At 65.6% G+C, this 20,716-nt stretch carries 20 protein-coding genes and 1 tRNA gene; 12 read left to right on the top strand and 9 right to left on the bottom strand.

Annotated elements, in window-relative coordinates; all coding sequences use genetic code 11:
* Window positions 1-665 precede the first annotated feature (665 nt).
* Window positions 666-1,967, top strand: a complete 1,302-nt coding sequence (locus ACPTTF_RS20705; protein WP_166961753.1) for an NCS2 family permease — start codon at window positions 666-668, stop codon at window positions 1,965-1,967.
* 243 nt (window positions 1,968-2,210) lie between these two features.
* Here the strand turns inward: ACPTTF_RS20705 and ACPTTF_RS20700 are convergent, their stop codons facing one another.
* Together ACPTTF_RS20700 and ACPTTF_RS20695 are read right to left on the bottom strand one after the other, a co-directional pair.
* Window positions 2,211-2,498: a DUF1488 domain-containing protein gene (locus ACPTTF_RS20700; protein WP_166961748.1), complete on the bottom strand. Its 288-nt coding sequence runs from the start codon at window positions 2,496-2,498 to the stop codon at window positions 2,211-2,213.
* Window positions 2,499-2,724: 226 nt separating this feature from the next.
* The gene (locus ACPTTF_RS20695) at window positions 2,725-3,000 is read right to left on the bottom strand and encodes a DUF2964 family protein (protein WP_240674446.1); all 276 of its coding nucleotides are present in this window, start codon (window positions 2,998-3,000) and stop codon (window positions 2,725-2,727) included.
* 336 nt (window positions 3,001-3,336) lie between these two features.
* Between ACPTTF_RS20695 and ACPTTF_RS20690 the strand changes: the two genes are divergently transcribed.
* From ACPTTF_RS20690 to ACPTTF_RS20655, 8 genes are all read left to right on the top strand, one after another.
* Window positions 3,337-5,247, top strand: coding sequence for a sigma-54-dependent Fis family transcriptional regulator (locus ACPTTF_RS20690; protein ID WP_423368002.1), 1,911 nt, complete (start codon window positions 3,337-3,339; stop codon window positions 5,245-5,247).
* 82 nt (window positions 5,248-5,329) lie between these two features.
* Window positions 5,330-5,632, top strand: coding sequence for a 2Fe-2S iron-sulfur cluster-binding protein (locus ACPTTF_RS20685; RefSeq protein WP_423368001.1), 303 nt, complete (start codon window positions 5,330-5,332; stop codon window positions 5,630-5,632).
* Between the two features lie 58 nt (window positions 5,633-5,690).
* The gene (locus ACPTTF_RS20680; protein ID WP_423368000.1) at window positions 5,691-6,185 is read left to right on the top strand and encodes an SRPBCC family protein; all 495 of its coding nucleotides are present in this window, start codon (window positions 5,691-5,693) and stop codon (window positions 6,183-6,185) included.
* A gap of 92 nt (window positions 6,186-6,277) precedes the next feature.
* Window positions 6,278-6,655 (top strand): DUF2946 domain-containing protein, encoded by a 378-nt coding sequence (locus ACPTTF_RS20675; RefSeq protein ID WP_423367999.1) that lies wholly within the window; start codon window positions 6,278-6,280, stop codon window positions 6,653-6,655.
* A gap of 302 nt (window positions 6,656-6,957) precedes the next feature.
* A complete protein-coding gene (gene copC, locus ACPTTF_RS20670; RefSeq protein ID WP_423367998.1) occupies window positions 6,958-7,323 on the top strand; it encodes a copper homeostasis periplasmic binding protein CopC in 366 nt (121 codons plus the stop codon).
* Window positions 7,324-7,404: 81 nt separating this feature from the next.
* Entirely contained in the window at window positions 7,405-7,851 is a 447-nt protein-coding gene (locus ACPTTF_RS20665; RefSeq protein ID WP_423367997.1) for a copper chaperone PCu(A)C, read from the top strand.
* 32 nt (window positions 7,852-7,883) lie between these two features.
* Window positions 7,884-8,057, top strand: coding sequence for a hypothetical protein (locus ACPTTF_RS20660; RefSeq protein WP_423367996.1), 174 nt, complete (start codon window positions 7,884-7,886; stop codon window positions 8,055-8,057).
* Between the two features lie 89 nt (window positions 8,058-8,146).
* On the top strand, window positions 8,147-8,776 hold the full coding sequence (locus ACPTTF_RS20655; protein ID WP_166961729.1) for a LysE family translocator: 630 nt from the start codon (window positions 8,147-8,149) through the stop codon (window positions 8,774-8,776).
* A gap of 39 nt (window positions 8,777-8,815) precedes the next feature.
* On the opposite strand, the gene ACPTTF_RS20650 is transcribed toward ACPTTF_RS20655, so the two are convergent.
* Window positions 8,816-10,150, bottom strand: coding sequence for a leucine-rich repeat-containing protein kinase family protein (locus tag ACPTTF_RS20650; RefSeq protein WP_423367995.1), 1,335 nt, complete (start codon window positions 10,148-10,150; stop codon window positions 8,816-8,818).
* Between the two features lie 146 nt (window positions 10,151-10,296).
* Here ACPTTF_RS20650 and ACPTTF_RS20645 point away from each other — a divergent pair.
* Window positions 10,297-10,381, top strand: a tRNA-Leu gene (locus ACPTTF_RS20645).
* 70 nt (window positions 10,382-10,451) lie between these two features.
* On the opposite strand, the gene ACPTTF_RS20640 is transcribed toward ACPTTF_RS20645, so the two are convergent.
* Window positions 10,452-11,351, bottom strand: coding sequence for a LysR family transcriptional regulator (locus ACPTTF_RS20640; RefSeq protein ID WP_423367994.1), 900 nt, complete (start codon window positions 11,349-11,351; stop codon window positions 10,452-10,454).
* Window positions 11,352-11,489: 138 nt separating this feature from the next.
* On the opposite strand from ACPTTF_RS20640, the gene ACPTTF_RS20635 reads away from it, so the two are divergent.
* Entirely contained in the window at window positions 11,490-12,731 is a 1,242-nt protein-coding gene (locus tag ACPTTF_RS20635) for an MFS transporter (RefSeq protein ID WP_423367993.1), read from the top strand.
* An 81-nt stretch (window positions 12,732-12,812) separates the two neighbouring features.
* Here the strand turns inward: ACPTTF_RS20635 and ACPTTF_RS20630 are convergent, their stop codons facing one another.
* From ACPTTF_RS20630 to ACPTTF_RS20610, 5 genes are all read right to left on the bottom strand, one after another.
* A complete protein-coding gene (locus ACPTTF_RS20630) occupies window positions 12,813-13,037 on the bottom strand; it encodes a hypothetical protein (protein ID WP_423369930.1) in 225 nt (74 codons plus the stop codon).
* A gap of 24 nt (window positions 13,038-13,061) precedes the next feature.
* Entirely contained in the window at window positions 13,062-14,960 is a 1,899-nt protein-coding gene (locus ACPTTF_RS20625) for a clostripain-related cysteine peptidase (protein WP_423367992.1), read from the bottom strand.
* Window positions 14,961-15,125: 165 nt separating this feature from the next.
* Entirely contained in the window at window positions 15,126-16,838 is a 1,713-nt protein-coding gene (locus ACPTTF_RS20620; RefSeq protein ID WP_423369851.1) for an ArnT family glycosyltransferase, read from the bottom strand.
* Between the two features lie 107 nt (window positions 16,839-16,945).
* Window positions 16,946-17,707, bottom strand: coding sequence for a polysaccharide deacetylase family protein (locus ACPTTF_RS20615; RefSeq protein ID WP_423367991.1), 762 nt, complete (start codon window positions 17,705-17,707; stop codon window positions 16,946-16,948).
* Entirely contained in the window at window positions 17,704-18,825 is a 1,122-nt protein-coding gene (locus ACPTTF_RS20610; protein ID WP_423367990.1) for a glycosyltransferase family 4 protein, read from the bottom strand. The genes ACPTTF_RS20615 and ACPTTF_RS20610 overlap by 4 nt, the downstream gene beginning before the upstream one ends.
* A gap of 489 nt (window positions 18,826-19,314) precedes the next feature.
* On the opposite strand from ACPTTF_RS20610, the gene ACPTTF_RS20605 reads away from it, so the two are divergent.
* Window positions 19,315-20,655, top strand: a complete 1,341-nt coding sequence (locus tag ACPTTF_RS20605) for a helix-turn-helix transcriptional regulator (protein WP_243771766.1) — start codon at window positions 19,315-19,317, stop codon at window positions 20,653-20,655.
* Window positions 20,656-20,716: the final 61 nt, after the last annotated feature.

Below are 20,716 nucleotides of genomic sequence, written 5' to 3'. Positions count from 1 at the left end.
ACCGGCCGGCGTGTGCATGCGCGGTGTATCTATCCTAGAAAGACTTGCCGGTTTATGCGATGGGGTCTTGCAATCTTTTACACAGAAACCACAGTCGCCCCCGCATCGCGAAATGACAGTTGCGGGCGGGACGGCTTCGGCGCACGATAGCCCGATATCTGCACCCGCCTGGACTGACGAATGGCCGCTGCACGCCGCTGCCGGGCATCCGCACCGGCCGCGCACGCGCTGCCTGCCCCGCGTTCGTGCAGCATGCGGGCGCTCCGTTTCAGTCGGATGTCATCCCGCACCCGCCGCGCGCGATACACCGCGCGTGTCGCTTTGCAGGCCCGCTTTGCACGCTGTTGCGCATGCATCGGCCGGCCTCGCTCGCTTGCCCTGCTTCCGTTTCTGCTCCCGGTTCCGCCATTTCTTCCGGTTCGTTCCGCCCGAACCGGTAAAATGCGCGCCTTCACCGCGCGGCCGGGCTGCCAGACCGTTCGCGCGCAGGCAGCCGATCGATCTTTCGATCGTGCCCTCCAACTATATCGTCCGAGCTATCCGCGCTATTACAATCCGCCGATAGCCGGGCAATAGTGGCTGGTTACAGTAAGCCGGCCGCGCGCTGCCTTTACAACAATTCGGCACAACAAGCAACACGACAACCCGACCGGAGAAACGCCTTCATGGAATCCATCAAGCGGTATTTCGGCTTCGCTGAAGCCGGCACCGACTTCCGCACCGAAATACTCGCGGGCGTCACCACGTTCCTGACGATGGCCTACATCATCTTCGTCAACCCCGCGATCCTCGGCGACGCCGGCATGCCGAAGGAATCCGTGTTCGTCGCGACCTGCCTCGTCGCGGCGCTGGCGTCCATCATCATGGGGCTGTACGCGAACTACCCGATCGCGTGCGCGCCCGGCATGGGCCTGAACGCGTATTTCGCGTACACGGTGGTCAAGGGGATGGGCTTCACGTGGCAGGCCGCGCTCGGCGCCGTATTCATCTCGGGCTGCCTGTTCCTGCTCGTCACGCTGTTCCGCGTGCGCGAGGCGATCGTCAACGGCATTCCGAAATCGCTGCGGATCTCGATCACGGCCGGTATCGGCCTGTTCCTCGGCATCATCTCGCTGAAGACGTCGGGCGTGATCGTCGGCAACCCGGCCACGCTCGTCACGCTCGGCGATCTCCACAAGCACGACACGATCCTCGCGATCATCGGCTTCTTCACGATCGTCACGCTCGACCACCTGCGCGTGCGCGGCGCGATCCTGATCGGGATCATCGGCGTCACGGTCCTGTCGTTCTTCTTCGGCGACAACCAGTTCCACGGCGTGTTCTCCGCGCCGCCGTCGATCGACGCGACGCTGTTCAAGCTCGACATCCGCGCCGCGCTGTCGACCGGCATCATCAACGTGATCCTCGTGTTCTTCCTCGTCGAGCTGTTCGACGCGACGGGCACGCTGATGGGCGTCGCGAACCGCGCGGGCCTGCTCGTCGAAGGCAAGATGAACCGCCTGAACAAGGCGCTGCTCGCCGACAGCACGGCGATCGTCGCGGGCTCGGTGCTCGGCACGTCGTCGACCACCGCGTATATCGAAAGCGCATCGGGCGTGCAGGCCGGCGGCCGCACGGGCGTGACGGCCATCACCGTCGCGGTGCTGTTCCTCGCGTGCCTGTTCATCGCGCCGCTCGCCGGCGTCGTGCCGGCGTATGCGACGGCGCCGGCACTGCTGTACGTGTCGTGCCTGATGCTGCGCGAGATGGTCGAGGTGCCGTGGGACGATGCAACGGAAGCCGTGCCGGCCGCGCTGACCGCGCTGCTGATGCCGTTCACGTACTCGATCGCGAACGGCGTCGCGTTCGGTTTCATCGCTTACGGCGGCCTCAAGCTGCTGACGGGCCAGGCCCGCTCGGTCAAGCCGATCGTGTGGATCATCGCCGCCGTGTTCCTGTTCCGCTTCTTCTATCTCGGCAGCGAGTGACGGTTGCGCTTCGGCGCGATGCACGATGAAAACACGCCACCTTCGGGTGGCGTTTTCGTTTTCACGGAATTTCCTCTGCGATCCTGATGAATCCGTGCGGCCGCTCATTCCGGCGAGCGAGCGTGCCGGTACGGCCCGCATACGAAAATGCCGCCCGGCCCCGCCGAACGGCATCGCATGAAAGGCAACGTCTTCGCGGGCGCGGCGTTCAGCGACGCGCGCAGCAAGACGAGCGTCGTGTCGTCAGCGCCAGTTGGCCTCGTAGAAACGCACATAGCCGCTGCGCAACGTCACGCATTGCGCGCGCGTCTCCGACAGCAGGCGCCGTGCGGCCGCCTCGATACGGTCGCGGTGCTGGTCGAATGCGCCGACCATGTCCTCGAAGCGCGGCGAAGCCGCGCCGAAGTGATCTTCCAGCGCCTCGGCGGTGATCTGACATTGGACGCGCTCGCCATTCACCAACGCCGTGAACGCAAGCATCAGGTCGCGCCCCGAATACTCGGGCTTATCGTTCGTGAAATGGATTTGCATAGGAGCCGCCTCGACCGGTAGAAAACGAATGACCGCGTCCGTCGTCCGCTACCGGCCGGACGATGATGTACGCGGGCTCGCCGGCGGGTGATGGCGCGAACAATGCATGCCGGTTGACTTCCACTTTAGACGGTTTCGCGCAGGAGACAAATATTCCGGCGTGCGTCGTTCCGACGCGCATTTCATCTGATCAGCGCGGCATCCGGCACCGTTTCGCAAACCGGCGTCAGTGCGGATCGGTCGGCCAGACGTTGAGCGCAATCGCAGCCGTCGTGGCGCCCACCGCAATCGCGGCCGCCCCGTATCGCACCGCATCGGTCAGATCGAACAGCAGCCCGTGGATCGCCACGGCAATGCCGCCCAGCATGATGAAGGTGGCGATGGCCGCCAGCACGACTCTCAGTTCCGTCCGAACCATGATGCGTCTCCCGAACGGATGCATGTCGCGTCGCATGCATGTTGCAATGCGGAACACGGCGCGTGCGTGCTCCATTTCCATCATTGCAGGCGGGCATTTAAAAGCAAGGGGATTTTGTTCGCGGTCGCGCATCGCACGCGGCGCTTGTATGATGATGCGTACCCGGATGGCCGGCGTTCGCACATCGATGGTGCGCCGCACGCGGAGGCCGGAATCGGTAGAGGATTTCGGCGAGTGCGCGTGCGCCGGATCGGCCAGATTCGAGGAGCATGGGGCCTGGGTGAGCGATGGAGCGCTGACTCGGGTCGACCGCGAAGCATGGGACCTGGGTAAGCGCTAAAGCGCCAACTCGGGTCGACCGCGAAGCATGGGACAGCAGTAAGCGCTGAAGCGCTAACTGCTGTCGACAGGAGACAAGTCATGCCGCAACCCTTCGTGCTGCCCGCCACCGCGGGTCGCACCGACCTGCTCGCGCAGGCGCATGCGCGTTCGACCGCGGTCGGCCTGCGCGCGCACGAACGCCCCGATTTCTCGCCGCTGTCGCGCATCGCGCTGCGCGAACTGCTCGACACGAATCACGCACTGTTCTCGCACGCGCGCCCGGTGATGGAGAACCTCCACGCGCAAATCGCCGACACGCAAAGCCTCGTGCTGCTGACCGACGCCGCCGGCGTCATCCTGCACAGCATCGGCGACGCGGACTTCATCGAGAAAGCCAACCGCGTTGCACTGTGTACGGGCGTCTCGTGGGCGGAAGGCGCGCGCGGCACCAACGCGATCGGCACCGCGCTCGCATCGGGCCAGGCCGTCGCAGTGCACGGCGCCGAACACTTCCTGCGCGCCAACCACATCCTCACCTGCTCGTGCGCGCCGATCTTCGACCCGTTCGGCCGCACGCTCGGCACGCTCGACGTCAGCGGCGATCCACGCGGCTCGAGCCCGCACACGCTCGCGCTCGTGCGGATGTCCGCGCAACTGATCGAAAACCACCTGTTCGCGAACCAGTGCGCGGAAGCCTTGCGGCTGCGCTTTCATGCGCACGAGGAATGCGTCGATTCGCTGTTCGCCGGGCTCGTCGCATTCGGCCCCGACGGCGGATTGATCGCTGCGAACCGCAGCGCACAATTCCAGCTCGGCGCGTCGTTCGACGCACTGCAGCATCAGGCCAGCGGCGCGCTGTTCGGCATGCGCTTCGGCCAGCTCGCGCAGCAGGCGGCACGCGCACCCGGCGCGATGTTCCGCCTCACGCTGTCGACCGGCGTACGCGTGCTGGCACGCTGCGAATTCGCGGAAGCGCACAAGACCACCGTCGCCGTCACGCCGCCCGCGCCCGCCGCACGCGCACGCACGCCGGACCCGGAACCGGACGCGATCACGTTCGCGACGCTCGACACGGGCGACGCACGCATGGCCGCCGTGCTCGAACGCGTCGCGAAGATCCGCGGGCGCGACCTGCCGCTGTTGATCCTCGGCCAGACCGGCACCGGCAAGGAATGGCTCGCCCGCGCACTGCACCAGGCATCGCCGCGCGCGGACGGTCCGTTCGTGGCAGTCAACTGCGCGGCGCTGCCCGATTCGCTGATCGAGGCCGAACTGTTCGGCTATGAGGACGGTGCGTTCACCGGCGCGCGCAAACGCGGCAGCCCCGGCAAGATCGTGCAGGCCGATGGCGGCACGCTGTTTCTCGACGAAATCGGCGACATGCCGCTCGCGCAGCAGGTCCGGCTGATGCGCGTGCTGCAGGAACGCGCGGTGATGCCGCTCGGCGGCGCGCGCGCGGTGCCGGTCGACGTGCGGGTGGTCTGCGCGACCCATCGCGACCTGCGCGCGATGATCGCGGAAGGCACGTTCCGCGAAGACCTGTTCTACCGGATCAACGGGCTCGCGGTCACGCTGCCGGCGCTTGCCGCACGCACCGACCTGCCCGCGCTCGTCGAGCGGATTCTCGCGCGGCTCGCGCGCAGCGAACCGATGCCGCGCTGCATCGCGGCCGACGTGCTCGACGCGTTCACGCGCCACCGTTGGCCCGGCAACCTGCGCCAGATGACCAACGTGTTGCGCACGGCCGGCATGCTGGCCGAAGACGAAGCCGAAATCACGCTCACCCATTTGCCCGACGATTTCTGGCTCGACTGCGACGACGCACCGGCGGCGCCGTCCACCGCAGCGCCGGCCGAATCGGCCGGCACGCGTGAAGGTACGACGCTGCAAAGCCATCAGGCCGCGGTAATCGACGCCGTGCTTGCGCGGCATGGCGGCAACGTGTCGGCGGCCGCGCGCGAACTTGGCCTCGCCCGCAATACCGTGTACCGGCACCTGCGCCGGCATTGACGCCAGCGGCCGGCCGACGCCGGCCGCCAGCACGTTCGGGTATGCTTGACGCGTTGCCGCCGAACCGCCGCCCGCCTCCGCCATGACCCATCCGGAACACCTTCCCCTCGTGCGCATCGAGCCGCTCGGCACGACCTTCGATGCGCCCGATTCGCTCACGCTGCTCGAAGCCGCCGCGTTCGCGCGCGTGTCGCTGCCGCGCTCGTGCCGCAACGGCACGTGCCGAAGCTGCCTTTGCCGGATCGTCAGCGGCAGCGTACGCTACACGATCGAATGGCCGGGGCTGAGCCGCGAGGAAAAGGCCGACGGCTATACGCTGCCATGCGTGGCCGTCGCGACGTCGGACCTCGTGCTCGACGTGCCCGACGCGGTCATGCTCGACTAGACGCGGCACGCGGTCGCGCGTGCCGTCCCGCAAAGGTTGATCCCGTGTGGAGAACGTCATGACCCAGCAAACCGATCGCATCGAAAAACAGGCCCTGCTCAACGCATCGCCCGACCGCGTGTGGGAAGCCGTCAGCAATTCCGGCGAATTCGGCCAGTGGTTCGGCGTAACGTTCGACGGACCGTTCACGGCCGGCCAGCCGCTGTTCGGCCGCATCACGCCGACCCGCGTCGACGACGATGTCGCCAAGACGCAGGAGCCCTATGCGGGTATGGTGTTCGAAATCGTCGTCGACCGCGTCGAGCCGAAGCAACTGTTCTCGTTTCGCTGGCATCCGTTCGCGATCGCCCCGAATATCGATTACGCCTCCGAGCCGATGACGCTCGTCACGTTCGCGCTCGCGGCACAGGCCGGCGGCACGCTGCTCACGGTCACCGAAACGGGCTTCGATCAGTTGATCGAAACGCGCCGCGCGAAGGCACGCGAGATGAACGATCAGGGCTGGGCCGCGCAGATGACGCTGGTCACGAAATATCTGGCAAAGCACGCATAGCGCGCCGCAACGCCGCACCGCCGTGTCGACATGCGAATCGACGTGCGTGGCATAATCCGCTCCATCGTCGCCCATACACCGCCGCGCATCGCATGCTGAGTCGTCGCCTCCGGAAGATCGGCAGTCTGATCGGGATGCTCGCCATCCTGATGACGGCGCTCGCGCCGACGATCTCGCAGGCACTGACGACGCAGCAGCGCGTCGATACGCTGCTGGCCGGCTACTGCACGGCAGCGCTGGCCACCGGCGAGCGCGCCGCCGATTCGTCGCGCAAGAGCCTGCAGGCTCACCTCCAGGCATGCGGCTATTGCAGCCTGCTTGCCCATACGCCCGCACTGCCCGCGCCCGAACTGACGTTCGCGGCCAACGTGCACGTCATTCAGCACCGCGAAGCGACCCGCTTCGAAAGCCTGCGCCGCGCGCTGCCGCTCACGGCCGCGCAACCGCGCGCCCCTCCGTTCGCGTCCTGATTCGTCGTCAACGCCCGTGATGCCGTAGCGCATCGCGTGGCTCGCGCACGCCGCCGGCGTGCGCGACGTGTCACGTTTCGAAGGACGATCATGTCTCACCGTATTGCGCGCAGCGTCGTGCCGTGCGTGCGGCTGGCTGCTCCCGGTCCGTTCTGTCGCGCCGACTTTCGCCTGCGGGCGAACGTCCGGCCGCGCACGTTCGCACTGACATCGGCCGCCATCGGCGCAGCTGCGACGGTGTGCGTGCACCCGTCCGTCGAATCCGTGTTGCTCCATCCGATTCGCCACTCGCACACTCAACCATGAAAACCGCTACTTTCATTCGCGGCGCACTCGCCGCCCTCGGCTTCGTCGTCATCCAGGCCGCCCAGGCCCACGCGCTCCCGAAGACGCAGGAACCGGCCGCCGACGCCACGCTTTCAACCGCGCCGCACGCGGTGTCGATCGGATTCAGCGAAGCGCTCGAGCCCGCTTTCAGCTCGATCGCCGTCACCGACAGCCACGGGCAATCGGTCGTCGACGGGAAATCGTCCGTCGACGCCGACAACCGGAAACGCATGCACGTCGCGCTGGCCAGCCTGAGCGCCGGCACGTACACGGTCGCGTGGATCGCGGTGGCCAGCGACGGCCATCGCACGCAAGGCCACTACACGTTCACGCTGAAATGATGTCCGCGACGCGCATCGGCGTTCCGCGCCGGTCGCGTCGCCGCCGATCCCCGCTGCATCCACCCATCAGGATAACCAACCATGAAACGCTCGATTCCGACCGGCCTGCTGTTCGCACTGCTGGCGCTGCAAGCCCCCGCCACGTTCGCCGCGCCGGCCGTACAGGCAGAAAACTGCTGGATCCGTTCAATGCCGGCGACGGTGCCGTCGTCCGGCTACTTCACGCTGAAGAACGACGGCGACGCGCCCGTCACGCTGACGGGCCTCGACACGCCCGCCTACGGGATGGCGATGCTGCATGAAACGCAGACGAACGGCAGCACCGCGAAGATGGTTCATGTCGAATCGGTCCAGGTGCCCGCGCACGGTTCGGTGACGTTCAAGCCGAAGAGCTATCACGTCATGCTCGAGGACCCGCGCCAGGCCGTCGTGCCCGGCGCCAAGGTGCCGTTCCGGCTGCATTTCGCGGACGGTTCGACGGTGTCCGTGACCTGCGACGCCAGAGCGCCGTCGTACGCCGGCCAGTAACGTTGCGTCCGCAACGAACGAAGGAGACGAACATGAAGAACCGCCAGCCGCTGGCCGACCTGATCGTCCGCTACCGGACGCCGCTGAACGTCGCCGTGCTGATCGTCTGCGGGATATGGGCCGGGTGGATCGCGTGGATGACGCGGCCCGCCGCGATCGATACGCCGCCGTCGATCCCCGCGTACTGCATGCGCGACGCACGCTGACGCGACGATTCCGGCGCACCCCTGCGCCATTTATTGGCGTGGCATCATCGTGTCATCCCGCACGCCGGAACCGCCTCTCGGAGCGCCGCATGTCCATTCAGACCTGGATGCTGTTTGCCGCAGCCTATCTCGCCACGACGCTGTCGCCGGGGCCCAACGTGCTGCTCGTCATCCGCAACACGGTGCGCTACGGCACGCACGGCACGGCCGCGACGATCGCGGGCAACCTCACGGCGCAAGGCGTGGTCGTGGTGCTCGTCGCGCTCGGCGTCGGCGCAGTGCTGGCCGCGATGCCGCCGCTGTTCGTCGCGATGAAGGTGGTCGGTGCCGCGTACCTGATGTTCCTGGGTGTCAGGCAACTGCGCGGCGAGCGCAAGGCCGCCGCGTCGACCGGCGCGGCGGACGTCGCCGTGCCCGACCGCAGGAAGCTGTTTCGCGAGGCGCTGTTCGTGTCGGGCAGCAATCCGAAGACGATGATCTTCCTGTCCGCGTTCATGCCGCAGTTCATCGTGCACGACCGCCCGCTCGCGCTGCAGTTCGTCGTGATGTACGCGACGATCGCGTGCACCGTCGTGGTCGTTCACAGCGTCTATTCGGCCGGCGTGCGCCGATTCCATCGCGGCTTCGGCATGAGCCGCGCGGTGCGTGCGCTCAAGCGCGCCAGCGGGCTGCTGTTCGTCGGGCTCGGGATCAAGCTGCTGACTGCGCGGCAGGCGTAAGCGCACGCATCTCGATATCGATCCTGCCGCGCAATCCCGTCAGCGTGTTTGCGCAACCAGCGCAGCCAGCGCGGCGGTGATCTCCACGAACGACGGCCGCGCGTCGACCGCCTCGTTCAAACAGGCTGCCGCCAGTGCGTCGAGCGCGTGCCTGCCGGCCCACGCTCGCGGCTCGCATCGATCGAGCAACTCGCCGAGCAGGTAACCGAACGCGCGCACTTCGAGCCGTTCGAACCGTGCGCCGCGCATGCGGTCGTTCACGTCGTAGAGCGATGCCGCACCGAAATCGCCGAGCAACGCGCCACCGGCGTCGTCGTGCAGGATGTTGTGCGCATACAGGTCGCCGTGCATGATGCCGCGTTCGTGCAGATGGCCCGCGACCGATGCGATGCCGTGTGCGATCCGCAGCGCCGCGGCAGGCTCGAATCTCGTGCCGTCGGCATACACGTCGCGCGTGCAGGTCGCGAAGCTCGGCGGCCCCGCGAGGTTCGTCAGCGCGGGATCGACCAGCTCCATCACGAGGCCGTGCGTGCCGTCCGGGTGCCCGCGCACCTTGCCGATCACCGGGATCATGTTCGGGTGGCGGCCGGCGTGCAGGCACGCGGCCATTTCGCAATCGGGCAGGCCGTCGCTCGTCACCGCGCCCTTGAACAGCTTGACCGCGACCGCGCGCGGCGCACGGCTTTCCGCCGTCCATTGCGCGCGGTAAATCACGCCCGAGGCGCCTTCACCGAGTTTCTGCTCGCACGCGAGCGCTGCCCAATCGACATCCGCGACGCCCGGTTCCGCCGACGCCGCGGCTTCCGGTGCCGCGCCGAACGGATTGCCGGCAGCGGCGAGCCACGCGAGCCGCGGCAAGCGCAGCAGCCAGTCCGGCAGTGCGTCCAGACGATTCGCCGACAGGCGCACCAATTCGAGCGCGCGGCAAGCGGCCATTTCCGCCGGCAGCGCGCGCAACCGGTTGCCCGCGAGCATCAGCTTCTGCAGCCGCGAGCATTCGCCGATGTCGGCGGGCAATTCGTCGATTGCGTTGTCGGTCAGGATCAGCCAGCGCAGCGCGCGCGGCAGCGATCCACGGGGCACCGTTTGAATCCGGTTCGCCTTGAAGCCGATCATGTCGAGTTGCGCGCAGGCGCCGAGCACGTCGGGGAATGCGGTGAAATGGTTGCCGGATGCGAACAGGATACGCAGGCGATGCAGGCGCGGCAGGTCGTCCGGCAGCGAGGTAAGCGCATTGCCGGTCAGGTCGAGCACTTCGAGGGTGTCGGCGAGATCGAGAATTTCACGCGGAAACTCAGTCAGCCCGCATGCGAGCTTGAGTTGCCGTGCGCCGGCGAGTTGCCCGGCCTGCAGTTGTTCGAGAGTGTGTGTCACGCGGAGAAAACGGGTTGCGGTTGCGGCGATCATCGGGTCGATCGCCCGAATTCTACCGGGATCGCCTTCACGCATCCGCCGATCGTGTCACACCCTCTTCACAAACGCGAAATGTGACGCTACAATTGCGCCCCTTGCAGTGCAGTGCCGACGTGGTGAAATTGGTAGACACGCTATCTTGAGGGGGTAGTGGCGAAAGCTGTGCGAGTTCGAGTCTCGCCGTCGGCACCAGATGCGGTTCACCGCATTTCACGCATTTACAAAAACCGCGACAGCACATGGCTTCGCGGTTTTTTTGTTTCTACCGCACGCCCTTCGCCTCATCCTCCCCCGCCAGCAACAGAAAATTCCGAACCACCGCCGACGACTCGTCGCATCGTGACGCAATGGCGAGCCGTGCACGCAGCGCATCCCCCGCCAACGGCCGATAGACGACTCCGGCAACCTGCACCTGCGTAATCGCCTTCGGCACGACCGACACGCCGAGCCCGGCCGCCACCAGCGTCACCGCGGACGCCATTTGCGGCGCGGGCTGCGCCATGCGCGGCTCGAACCCGGCGGCATTGCATGCGGCGACGATATGGTCGAACAGCGCGCCGCCGGCCTCCCGCGGCACCTGCACGAACGACTCGTCCACCAGTTCCACCAGATCGATCCGCCGCCGCTGCGCCAGCCGGTGCGCGACGGGCAGCGCGACGAACATCGGTTCGTCGTCCCAGTCGAAGACCCGCAACGTCGCGGCCGCACGGCGTTCCGGCCGCACGATCGCGACGTCGAGGTGCCCGGCCTCCAGCGCCTCCAGCAGCACGCGCGACGCGGCCTCCTGCAACGTCAGCTCGGCGTCCGGGAACGCTTCCCGAAAGCGCCGGATCAGATCCGACACTTTCGAATTGAAGGCCGCCGTCCCGGTGAAGCCCACGCGCAGATGCCCGGTCTCCCCGCGCGCGGCCCGCCTTGCCGCGCGCACCGCACGCTCGGCGGCGTCGAGCACGCGGCGCGCTTCCTGCGCGAAGACCTCGCCCGCCAGCGTCAGCTCGGCGCCGCGCGCGGTCCGCTTGAACAGTTCCACCTCGAGCTCGCTTTCGAGCGCCTTGATCTGCTGGCTCAACGGCGGTTGCCCGATGCCGAGCGCTTCGGCGGCCTTCGTGAAATTCGATGCGGCCGCCACGGCCAGAAAATAGCGGAGATGTCGGAGTTCCATTCGTACGTGACCTCACGGTGCGCCGGGTCGGCTTACTAGCCAGCGGTTAAACATATCGCTGCGGTTGTTTTCATATATTGGACATATCGATGACGGTGCGCAAGAATTCAGGCATCCCTTCGCACATCGAGTGCAGTCATGCCCTCCCCTTCGCTTTCCCGCTCCCTGCCCGGCACGCAACAGGCCACGCCCGATGCGCTGCCCGCCGGCGTTTCCCCGCGCTCGGCCGCATACAAGCGCATCGCGCTGGCGCTCTTCCTCGCCGGCTTTTCCACGTTCTCGCTGCTGTACTGCGTCCAGCCGCTGCTTCCCGCGTTCGCACGCGAGTTCGGGCTCGGCGCGGCGTCGAGTTCGCTCTCGCTGTCGCTATCGACCGGGATGCTGGCGGTCTCCATCCTGTGCGCCGGCGCACTGTCCGAACGCGTCGGGCGGCGCGGGCTGATGTTCGCGTCGATGACGCTCGCCGCACTGTTCAACGTGCTCGCCGCGCTGTCGCCCGACTGGAACCTGCTGCTGGTCTGGCGCGCACTGGAAGGTTTCGCGCTGGGCGGCGTCCCGGCAGTGGCGATGGCGTATCTCGCCGAGGAAATCGCGTCGGAAGGGCTCGGTTTCTCGATGGGGCTCTATGTCGGCGGGACCGCGTTCGGCGGCATGGTCGGACGGATCGGCATGAGCATGCTGGAAGAGCACTTCTCGTGGCGCACGGCGATGCTGACGATCGGTGTCGTCGATCTCGTCGCGGCGGCCGCGTTCGTGATGCTGCTGCCGCCGTCGCGGCGCTTCGTGAAGCGCGCCGACCTGACGCTGCGCCATCACGTCCGGCTGTGGGGCGCGCAACTGCGTCACGACCGGCTCCCGTTCGTTTTCGCGATCGGCTTCCTGGTGATGGGTGCGTTCGTGACGATCTACAACTATGCGGGGTTCCGGCTCACCGCGGCCCCGTTCAACCTGAGCGCGACCGCGTGCGGGCTGATCTTCGGCGCCTACCTGTTCGGGATGGTTTCGTCGTCGAGCGCAGGCGCGCTCGCCGACCGTCTCGGACGCGCACCGGTGCTCGTCAGCGGCGTGCTCGTGTTCGCGGCGGGCCTCGCGCTGACGCTGTCGCATTCGCTCGCGGCGATCGTCGTCGGCATCGTGCTCGTCACGATCGGCTTCTTCATTGCCCATTCGGTCGCGAGCGGCTGGGTCGGGCACCTTGCGGGGTCCGCGAAAGGGCACGCCGCGTCGCTGTACCTGCTTGCGTACTATCTCGGGTCGAGCGTGCTCGGGTCGCTCGGCGGCACGTTCTGGCAACACGGCGCGTGGACGGGCGTCGCCGCGTTCGTCGCGGTACTGCTCGTGCTCGCGCTGCTGGCGGCGCGCCGGCTGGCCCGCGCGTGACGGGTGCGGCGCGGATCGCGCGCGATCCGGTCCCCGTGGCCTGCTTCAAGTACGCCACGCATCGGGCCGGTCGCGCATCGATCAGGATACCGGCACATTCTGCTGCTTCACCGCGTTGCTGCTCGCACGCGAGGAATCCCCAAACGACGTCCGCAACACCCCGACAGGCCGACGCTGCCGCTTCCAGCGCCGCACCAAACGGCTTGCCGGCGACTGCGGCAAGCCCGGCAGGTCGTCTGGCGGTGCGGTGAACGCGCTGCCGATCAGGTCGAGTACTTCGAGCGAATCGGCAAGATCGAACTTCATGAGCTGGAGCGCGCCCCGGGCGGTTCAAGGAACCTGCTCCTCTCCGGGGGGAACAGGTTCCATCTCGGGAGACAGACGCAAGCGATTCGCCAGGTCTGCCACGGCGAACCGGAATCGATACGACTTGGGCTTCTCGATCCTTCCGATTTTCCAGCTTCCGTCCTGCGCCGCGACCGCCTTGCACACGACAGTCTCCGGGGGGGGTGGGTACCACATCGACTGGGCAGCAGACCAAAGCTGCGGCGTCAATGTCCACTTCGGGCCGATCGACGTCACATGACCGACTGCCGTGCCAAGTGACGGCACGAAGCCCTCCAGAGTCATGTCACCACCCGGCCCTCCCGACGCCAGCAGGAAGCCTGTGACATCCGCGGTGGAGCCCTCGTCGCGGTACGATACCGGAATCACGAACGATGTTTCGGTATCGCCAGTTACGCCCGGAATCACCGACACGATGCAACCATTGAGCGCATACCATGGCTCCGACAATTTGGTCGAGAGCTTGCGGAAATCGCCGCCCAGATTCGTATCCCCGGCAGGTGACGCCGGTCCGATAGGACGAAATGCCACGATTTGCCCGAGGTTGTCTCCAAGCGCAGCCATCGGCACCTCTTCCTGCCAGAGCTTCGGGGAATACGCGAAAGCCTGAACATCATCGCCGGTCGCGGCTGGCGGCGAGATCTGAACGAGTACATCGAGCGCGGCCCGCAATGCCGCGCCGTACTCGCCAACAAAACTCTGGTAAGACGTACTGAAATCCAGGCTGTCGTACGTCTGCATGACGGTGGCGTTGTACGCAGCGCCTGCCGGCATGAAAATCGTCAATCCTTTCGCCAGCGACCGGTTGCTTCCCGCCCGCTTGACGACGACGGCCTGGCTCAATGCTTTTTCGACCTCACTGCTCGCGACCGTCGGCTTCGGCAGCGCCGCAAGCTCGAGCGCCCTTGAAAACTGCACCAGATCGACCATATCGTTGACTGTCGTCCAGTCGGTATCGAACGACCGCGCATTGACGCGCGCACGTGCGATGTCCTCCACGCTGGTTCCGTTCGCATAGAGACCGCGGCCCAGTGCGTCAGCCACGCCGATGACACTGTCCAGCGCCCCCAGGTCGACAAGCGAAATCGTGAGATCCGGATTGCCTTCCGCGCGCAAGTCGGCGTAGCTGTTGACGATCAGCGTTCCCAGGTCTCGGGCATTCATATCCGGCTGCGCGGCGAGACCGCCAAATACGCTGGCGTAATCCCACCCGCCGAATTCAAGATCCTCGGATGCGACCAGATAGTCCGCATACGGGCGAAATGCGGCGGCAACCTCGACACTGGCCATCAGGCATGCGTCGAACCCGACCAGATCGAAGCGCTTTCCCGTGGCCGCGGTCGCGCGCTGAAACGCCTGGGTCATGTCCCGCAACGACAAATGCGGGCGCTCCTGCGCATCGTCCTCGGCCTTCGTCGTCGTTCGATAGCCAAAGCCGCCATTCGGCCCTCCCCCGTGATCGCCCAGAATGACTGCGACCCGCTTCGCCGGATACTGCCGGATACCCCATTCGAGAAAATCGCTCAGCGTGGCCGATGCCGCCATGTCCTGCTGTCCGAGGTCGGCCAGCCAGGTTCGCCGCCCCTGCGAGAGCTGCCAACGTTGAGTTCGAGTCCAGTCGACGTCCTCCTGCATCCGGTCTCCGCCGCCGGTTGTAACCAGGATATTCACGTTCGTACCGGCCGTGGCCTTGGCCATCGCGTCAAGATCGTCTTGAAGGCTCGATGTCAAATTCGCGCCGACAAGATAAACGAGCACCGTGCGCTCGGCCGTCGCCGTTATCGATTCGTCTCCCGATCCGCAAGCGCTCATCAATCCGGACAGCGCGAACCCCACAAGCAGCCATCCGATCCGCCTCCACGTCATGCACCAGCGCTTTCCCATTGTTTTCTCCTGAAATGTACTCACCCCCGCCCTTCGCATCACGCCTCGACACCCACGCCTAACCGACGAGCGAAGCAACGATTCCAATCAGTTCCGCGACGAGCAACATCAACGCGCCGATCACCAGTACGGCGAGCCAACAACCGCGGCGTCCGCTACGCGTCGTCATCTGCGCTCCGGCACATTCGATCCGGCACGCGGCCACTCACCGTTCACCGAGCGATAAACGACGAGCGCCTCGTGCGTATCGCCACGACGCGCGCCTTGCCAGAACGGCGCCCATGACGCCCCAGGATCCGGCACCGCACCGCGCACGCCTTGTACGATCAGCCAGCGGCACGCGCGCGCACGCGGCTCGTCCACCGGTATGTAGCGGAGTCCGGCGAAGTAATCGAGCATCGGCACCTCGGACTCGCCGAGCCCCGGGCTCGCGATGCAATCGCCCGCGTGCCACTCGCGCGCAAGCTGGACCTTCAGGTCGTCGAACACCGACCGATAACTTTTCGCTACGTCGAGCCAGGGCAGCAACAGCGTGCAGACAAGGCCCCAGGTGAGCACCACGCCGCTGGCCCACGACAACGTGCCGCGCCACGGGCCCGCGCCGCGCAGCAACGGCAACGCAGCGAGCCAGCCGACGCTCAGCGCGAACGCCCCGCAGATCGCCGCGGGTTGCAAAGGAATCGTCCAGTCAAGCGGCAGCCAGCCCCCCAACCACCCAACGATGTCGCGCGGCAGCGTGTCGCGCGTCATTGCGAACCAGACGCACCACACCAGCACCGCACATGCACCGAACAGGCCGCGACTCGCGTAATCCCACGCGGCATGCAGGCGAGCCGGCATGCGCTCGACGCTGCGCGCGGCGATGAGCGACAGCGGCCCGATGAACGGCAGGATGTAGAGTTGCCGCGACGTCGCGGCGAAGTGGAGCACGATCAGCCCGATCGCGGCGAATGCGACCGGCAGCGCGATCGACGGATTGCGCCAGCCGCGCAACACACCGCCGGCGATCGCCACGACCGCGAGCGGACCAACCGGAAACCCGACCGTCAGCAACGCGCGCCAGATGAACAGCAGCTTGTCGTTCTCGGCGCCGAGCATTGGCACCGAGAAGCCGAAGAAACGGCCGACGTTGTTGTCCCAAAACCAGACGGCGAACAGCGTTTCCGAACGCAGGTAGAGCGCCGTCGGCCAGATCAACACGAACGGTGCGCAGACGAGCGCAGCCGTCGCGAGCGCACGCGCGCAGGCACGCGTGCGACACGCCGGATAAAGCACGAGCGCGACACCGAGGGTCGCGCCGAACACGATCGGCACGAACAGGCCCTTCGACATGAACGCAATCCCGATGCCGGCTCCCAGCCGCGCGGCCGCCCGGTAATCGGCATGGCCGCCGTGCACGAACCCGCCGACAAGTTCAAGCAGACCGCAGAAACCGATCGCCGCACCGGCCATCAGCGCGACGTCTGTCATCATGTCGTGCGTGTGTTTGAGCACCACGAGCGTCCCGGCGCACAGCGCGACGGGACCAAGCACGCGCGGCTCGAACCAGCGCGTCGAGCCGGTTGCCACGCGCGCCGCACGCGCGGTGAAACCGAACGCCAGCACCGCGAAAAATGCGCTCGCAAGCCGCGCGGCGTCATGCAACGGCAAGATTGCGCCGAACAGGCGCGCGAACGCGACCGCGACCCAGTCGTACAGCGGCGGCTTCTCGAGAAACGGCGTGCCGGTGTTGGTCGGCACAATCCAGTCGCCGGAATCGAGCATGTGCCGAATGATCCCGAACGTGTAGGTCTCGTCCTGTTTCCACGGGTCGTGGCCAATGATGCCCGGCGCCAGATACGCGATTCCCAGCGCGACGAACAGCAGCACGCGCACCATCGGCCGCGCGACCCGATCCGCGTCGAATCCGGACGGTGTGCCGCGCCCTGCATGCAGCGGGCCGGCACGGCAAAGCCGTCCTGCGTTTGCAGCGGATCTGTCGCGCATCACCGGAAGAACCTCCCGAGAAAGCGCGCGACGCCGCGCCCGCCCGGCACGGCAATACGCGGTAGCAGAAACGGATCGGTACGCGCGTCAGCACGTCCGCGCACGGTTGTGGTCGCGTTCCGGAAGCCGGCTTCGATGACAAGCCGCCGTACGTTCGCGTCGAGCGCGCCATACGGATAGCAAAACGACATGATCGGGCATCCGGCCGCATCCTCGAGTTGCGCCTTCGAATGCGCGATCTGCCGCCACGCAGCCGGTGAAGGCACGTCGGACAGCGCAACATGATCGACGGTATGCGCGCCGACCTCGTGCCCGTGCGCGCGCCATTCGCGCAGCGCACCGAGATCCATCAACGCGCTCTCGGCCGTCGCGAGCCGGCGATCCCAATCATTGCTGCCACCCAGCCTGCCCGACACGAAGTAGCAGGTCGCAGTAAAGCCGAGCTCATCGAGCACGGGCAGCGCATGCTCGAACACGTTGCGAAAACCGTCGTCGAACGTGATGGCAAACAACTTCTCACGCCGCGCCTGCGGTAGCCGCCACTGCAGGTCGGTGACCGACATGCCGCGATAGCCCAGCGCCTTCAGCGCACGCATCTGGCGCCGAAACGCGCGCGGATCGACGCTCAGGCCGCGCAATACGTCTGAATGCGGCGGCAACGGGCGAATCTGGTGATACATCAGGATCGGGCCGCACACGGCGCGTTCTGCCTGCGGCCGCTCCGGCGGCGTGACCGGCGGTTGCGTCGGAGCATCGGTCATGCAGACACCGCCGTCCCGCGGATCGACGCGCGGTAAACCGAACTCGTTTCGTCGATGAACCGCGCGAAACTGAACTCGCGTTCGCTCCTTGCGCGCGCGGCGCGCCCCATCTCGGGAACACGTTCGGGATGTTCGGCAATCTCGCGCAGGACGGCGGCGATCGCTTCGGGCGAGCGCGGCGGAACGATCCAGCCGTCGATCCGGTCGTCGACGTTCTCCGGCAGGCCGCCGACATCGGTCACGATCACGGCACGACCCATCGACATCGCTTCGCGGCACGCAAACGACAGGCTTTCGTGATACGACAGCACGAACGACGCGTCGCAGGTCGCGAGGATGTCACGCGTCCGATCCGTCGGACCGACGAACGCCACGTTCGCGGCCGCGCCGCAATGCTCGACGAATTCGCGCTGCTCCTGCGACGGCCAGTCGCCTGCAAGCAGCACGCGAAACTTCGCCCGCAACGCCTCAGGCAATTGCGCAAGCGCGCTGACCAGATCGCTCCACCCCTTGTGCGGCCCGGTGCCGGCGACGCTGCCGAGCACGATGGCATCCGCACCGGCTTCGCCGAAATACCCGATTCGCCGACGCCGGATCTCGGCCTGCCCGCCTGTATCCGGCGGCAGCTGCACGCCATGCTTGATTACCGTGATATCCCCGTAGGGCGACTGCCGCTCCAGCATCAGCCGGACGTAGTCACTGACGGCGATCGTCGTGTCCGTCGCGAATCTCGCCCGCAAAAAATTGCCGATGCTGCCGGCTGCATAGGTGTTGTGTTTCGTAAAAACAACCGATGGCCGCGTGCGGCAGCCCACGAGTGCGAGCATGACCTGCCGGTGGTCGGCCGAGCCGTTGACATGGATGACGTCGAACGCAGATTGCTCGATCAGGCGCCGCAGCCGCACCAACTCGGGGAGAAATGTGCGCCAACACGGCTTGAACTGCATGTCGACGACGCGCACGCCCGGTAGCGTATCGACCATGCGCGACAGGCGACTGCCGGCCGGCGATGCGACCGCGACGCGATACCGACGGCCCAGACCAGCCGCAAGGTGATAAATATAGGTGTCGTGCCCGCCACCATTTCCGCCATGAAAGTTGGTATAGAGAATTTTCATCGGTTGTATTCTTCAGCCGGTGTCACGCACGCGCGCCCGTATTTATCGACAGGCATGTCCCTCTGTCACGCGGACGCAAGGACTGGTTTCACCCAGTTGCGCCGCGTAACGCCGCACGATTCGCAATCGAATAATTCAGGATTTACCGAGGGAAACGTATCCGACATAAACTGCATCGGTCACACGATTGTATTGACTATGTAAGATTATTTATTCCGGAATATCGATGGAATTTCTCTAAAAAATAAGCGCTCGGGTGTAAGGTGCTCAGGTCTTCATTTTTCTATTTCCGCACGGCCACCTTGTTTCACTACGTGCAGGTTCCATGCACATAGTCGGCGTAACCGGTCGTATACCCCGTATACAGCACGGCAGCTTATCGAGCGACTGGCTTTTCCCTACGATGCTGGCCGGAAACCGTATTGCTCCCGCATTGATTGACCCCCAATAATATTCAATCAAGCAGATATATTCGAACTGGCCATTATGATGAGTGAATCGCCCATCCAAACGCATCGCTTTCACAGTAATGATCCGGATGAGGTTTCCGACTTTCTCGTGGCGACCTATACGGAGAACCGCTTTCGTGCCTGTCATGCCAGCAATCGGGACGTCACCGTCAGTGGCCAGCAATGGAACGGAATCGCGGTTTACGATGGCAATTTCGAAATACCGTTTCATTTTCAGTCGCACGGCCCCCGCCCCAACTATCTCTTCTCGTCGTGCATCAATGGCGGATCGACTTACTCGAGCGGGAATTCGGTCGCGCAATGCGCAATCGGCGATGTGATGCCTGTTTCGTCCGCGAGTGACGCAACGTGCCTGTCACGACCCGAGGGCCTGCACCACATTGCCGTGATCCTCGATGTCACCGAGGTCAACGAGTTTGTCGGACGCTGGCTCGGCCATCCGCTCGACGACCTCATCCAGTTCGACCTGTCGCCGCTGGCCAAAGATCTCGCCACGCAATGGAACGCGTCCGCGGATTGCCTGCGTCGAATGATGCTGATGTCGCCATCCCCTGATATCGCGATACGCTCGTTGTACGAGCATATGCTCAAGCTCGTCGTGACCGGCCACAAGAGCAACTACAGCGACATCGTCCTGAGCGATCGTCACGCGCCCGAGCACCTCGCGCGTACCGCGGTCGAGATGATCGAAGCCGACCCGACGCGCTGGGCAACGCTCAGCACGGTCGCCTATGCGCTGGGATGTGCAACGAACACGCTGGAAAACGGCATCCGGCGCCTGACCGGAAAACACTCGAGGGACCTCATCGTCGACGCACGTCTTCGCGCCGTTCATCGTGCGCTGGCCGTCGATATCGGCACCGGTTTTGTCGGCGTGCTGCGTGCATATGGCTTTGCGCCGTCGTTGCGCTTCGTTCGCCTGTACCACCGGCGATTCGGAGAGCCACCGAGCGCAACGTACCGTCGAAACCCTAACGCTCAGGACGTCAGTCAAAACATCCGCGAGCGTCCGGACATTCTCTATGAAACGTCCATCAATCGCTGGATCGACGCATCGCTGGGCAAAGCGATCGGCCTTGCCGACATCGCCCGATACACCGGCCTGAGCGAGCACGCGACAATCGCGGCGTTCAAAGAGCGATTCTCACGTACACCGATGCAGTACGTGATTGAACGCCGCCTGGAACGTGCACGCTGGCTGCTGTGCCATACGTCGGCGAGCATCCTGTCGATTGCGCTCGATTGCGGGTTCGGCAGCCAGAGCTATCTGACGACGCAGATCAAGCGGTACTACGGCGTTACGCCGCGTCAACTTCGGCTGTCGGGTCACGCACCGGCTGGCGACAACGACAGCCGATAAATCGCGTCGCACCGCCGTCACGGCAACACGCCTTTCAAACATCGCGAATAGCGCGCATTCG

Origin of the sequence: Burkholderia crassaminum, from assembly GCF_964265005.1 — a bacterium.
In the GTDB taxonomy this organism is placed as follows: domain Bacteria; phylum Pseudomonadota; class Gammaproteobacteria; order Burkholderiales; family Burkholderiaceae; genus Burkholderia.
This window is presented reverse-complemented; position numbering and strand designations above follow the sequence as displayed.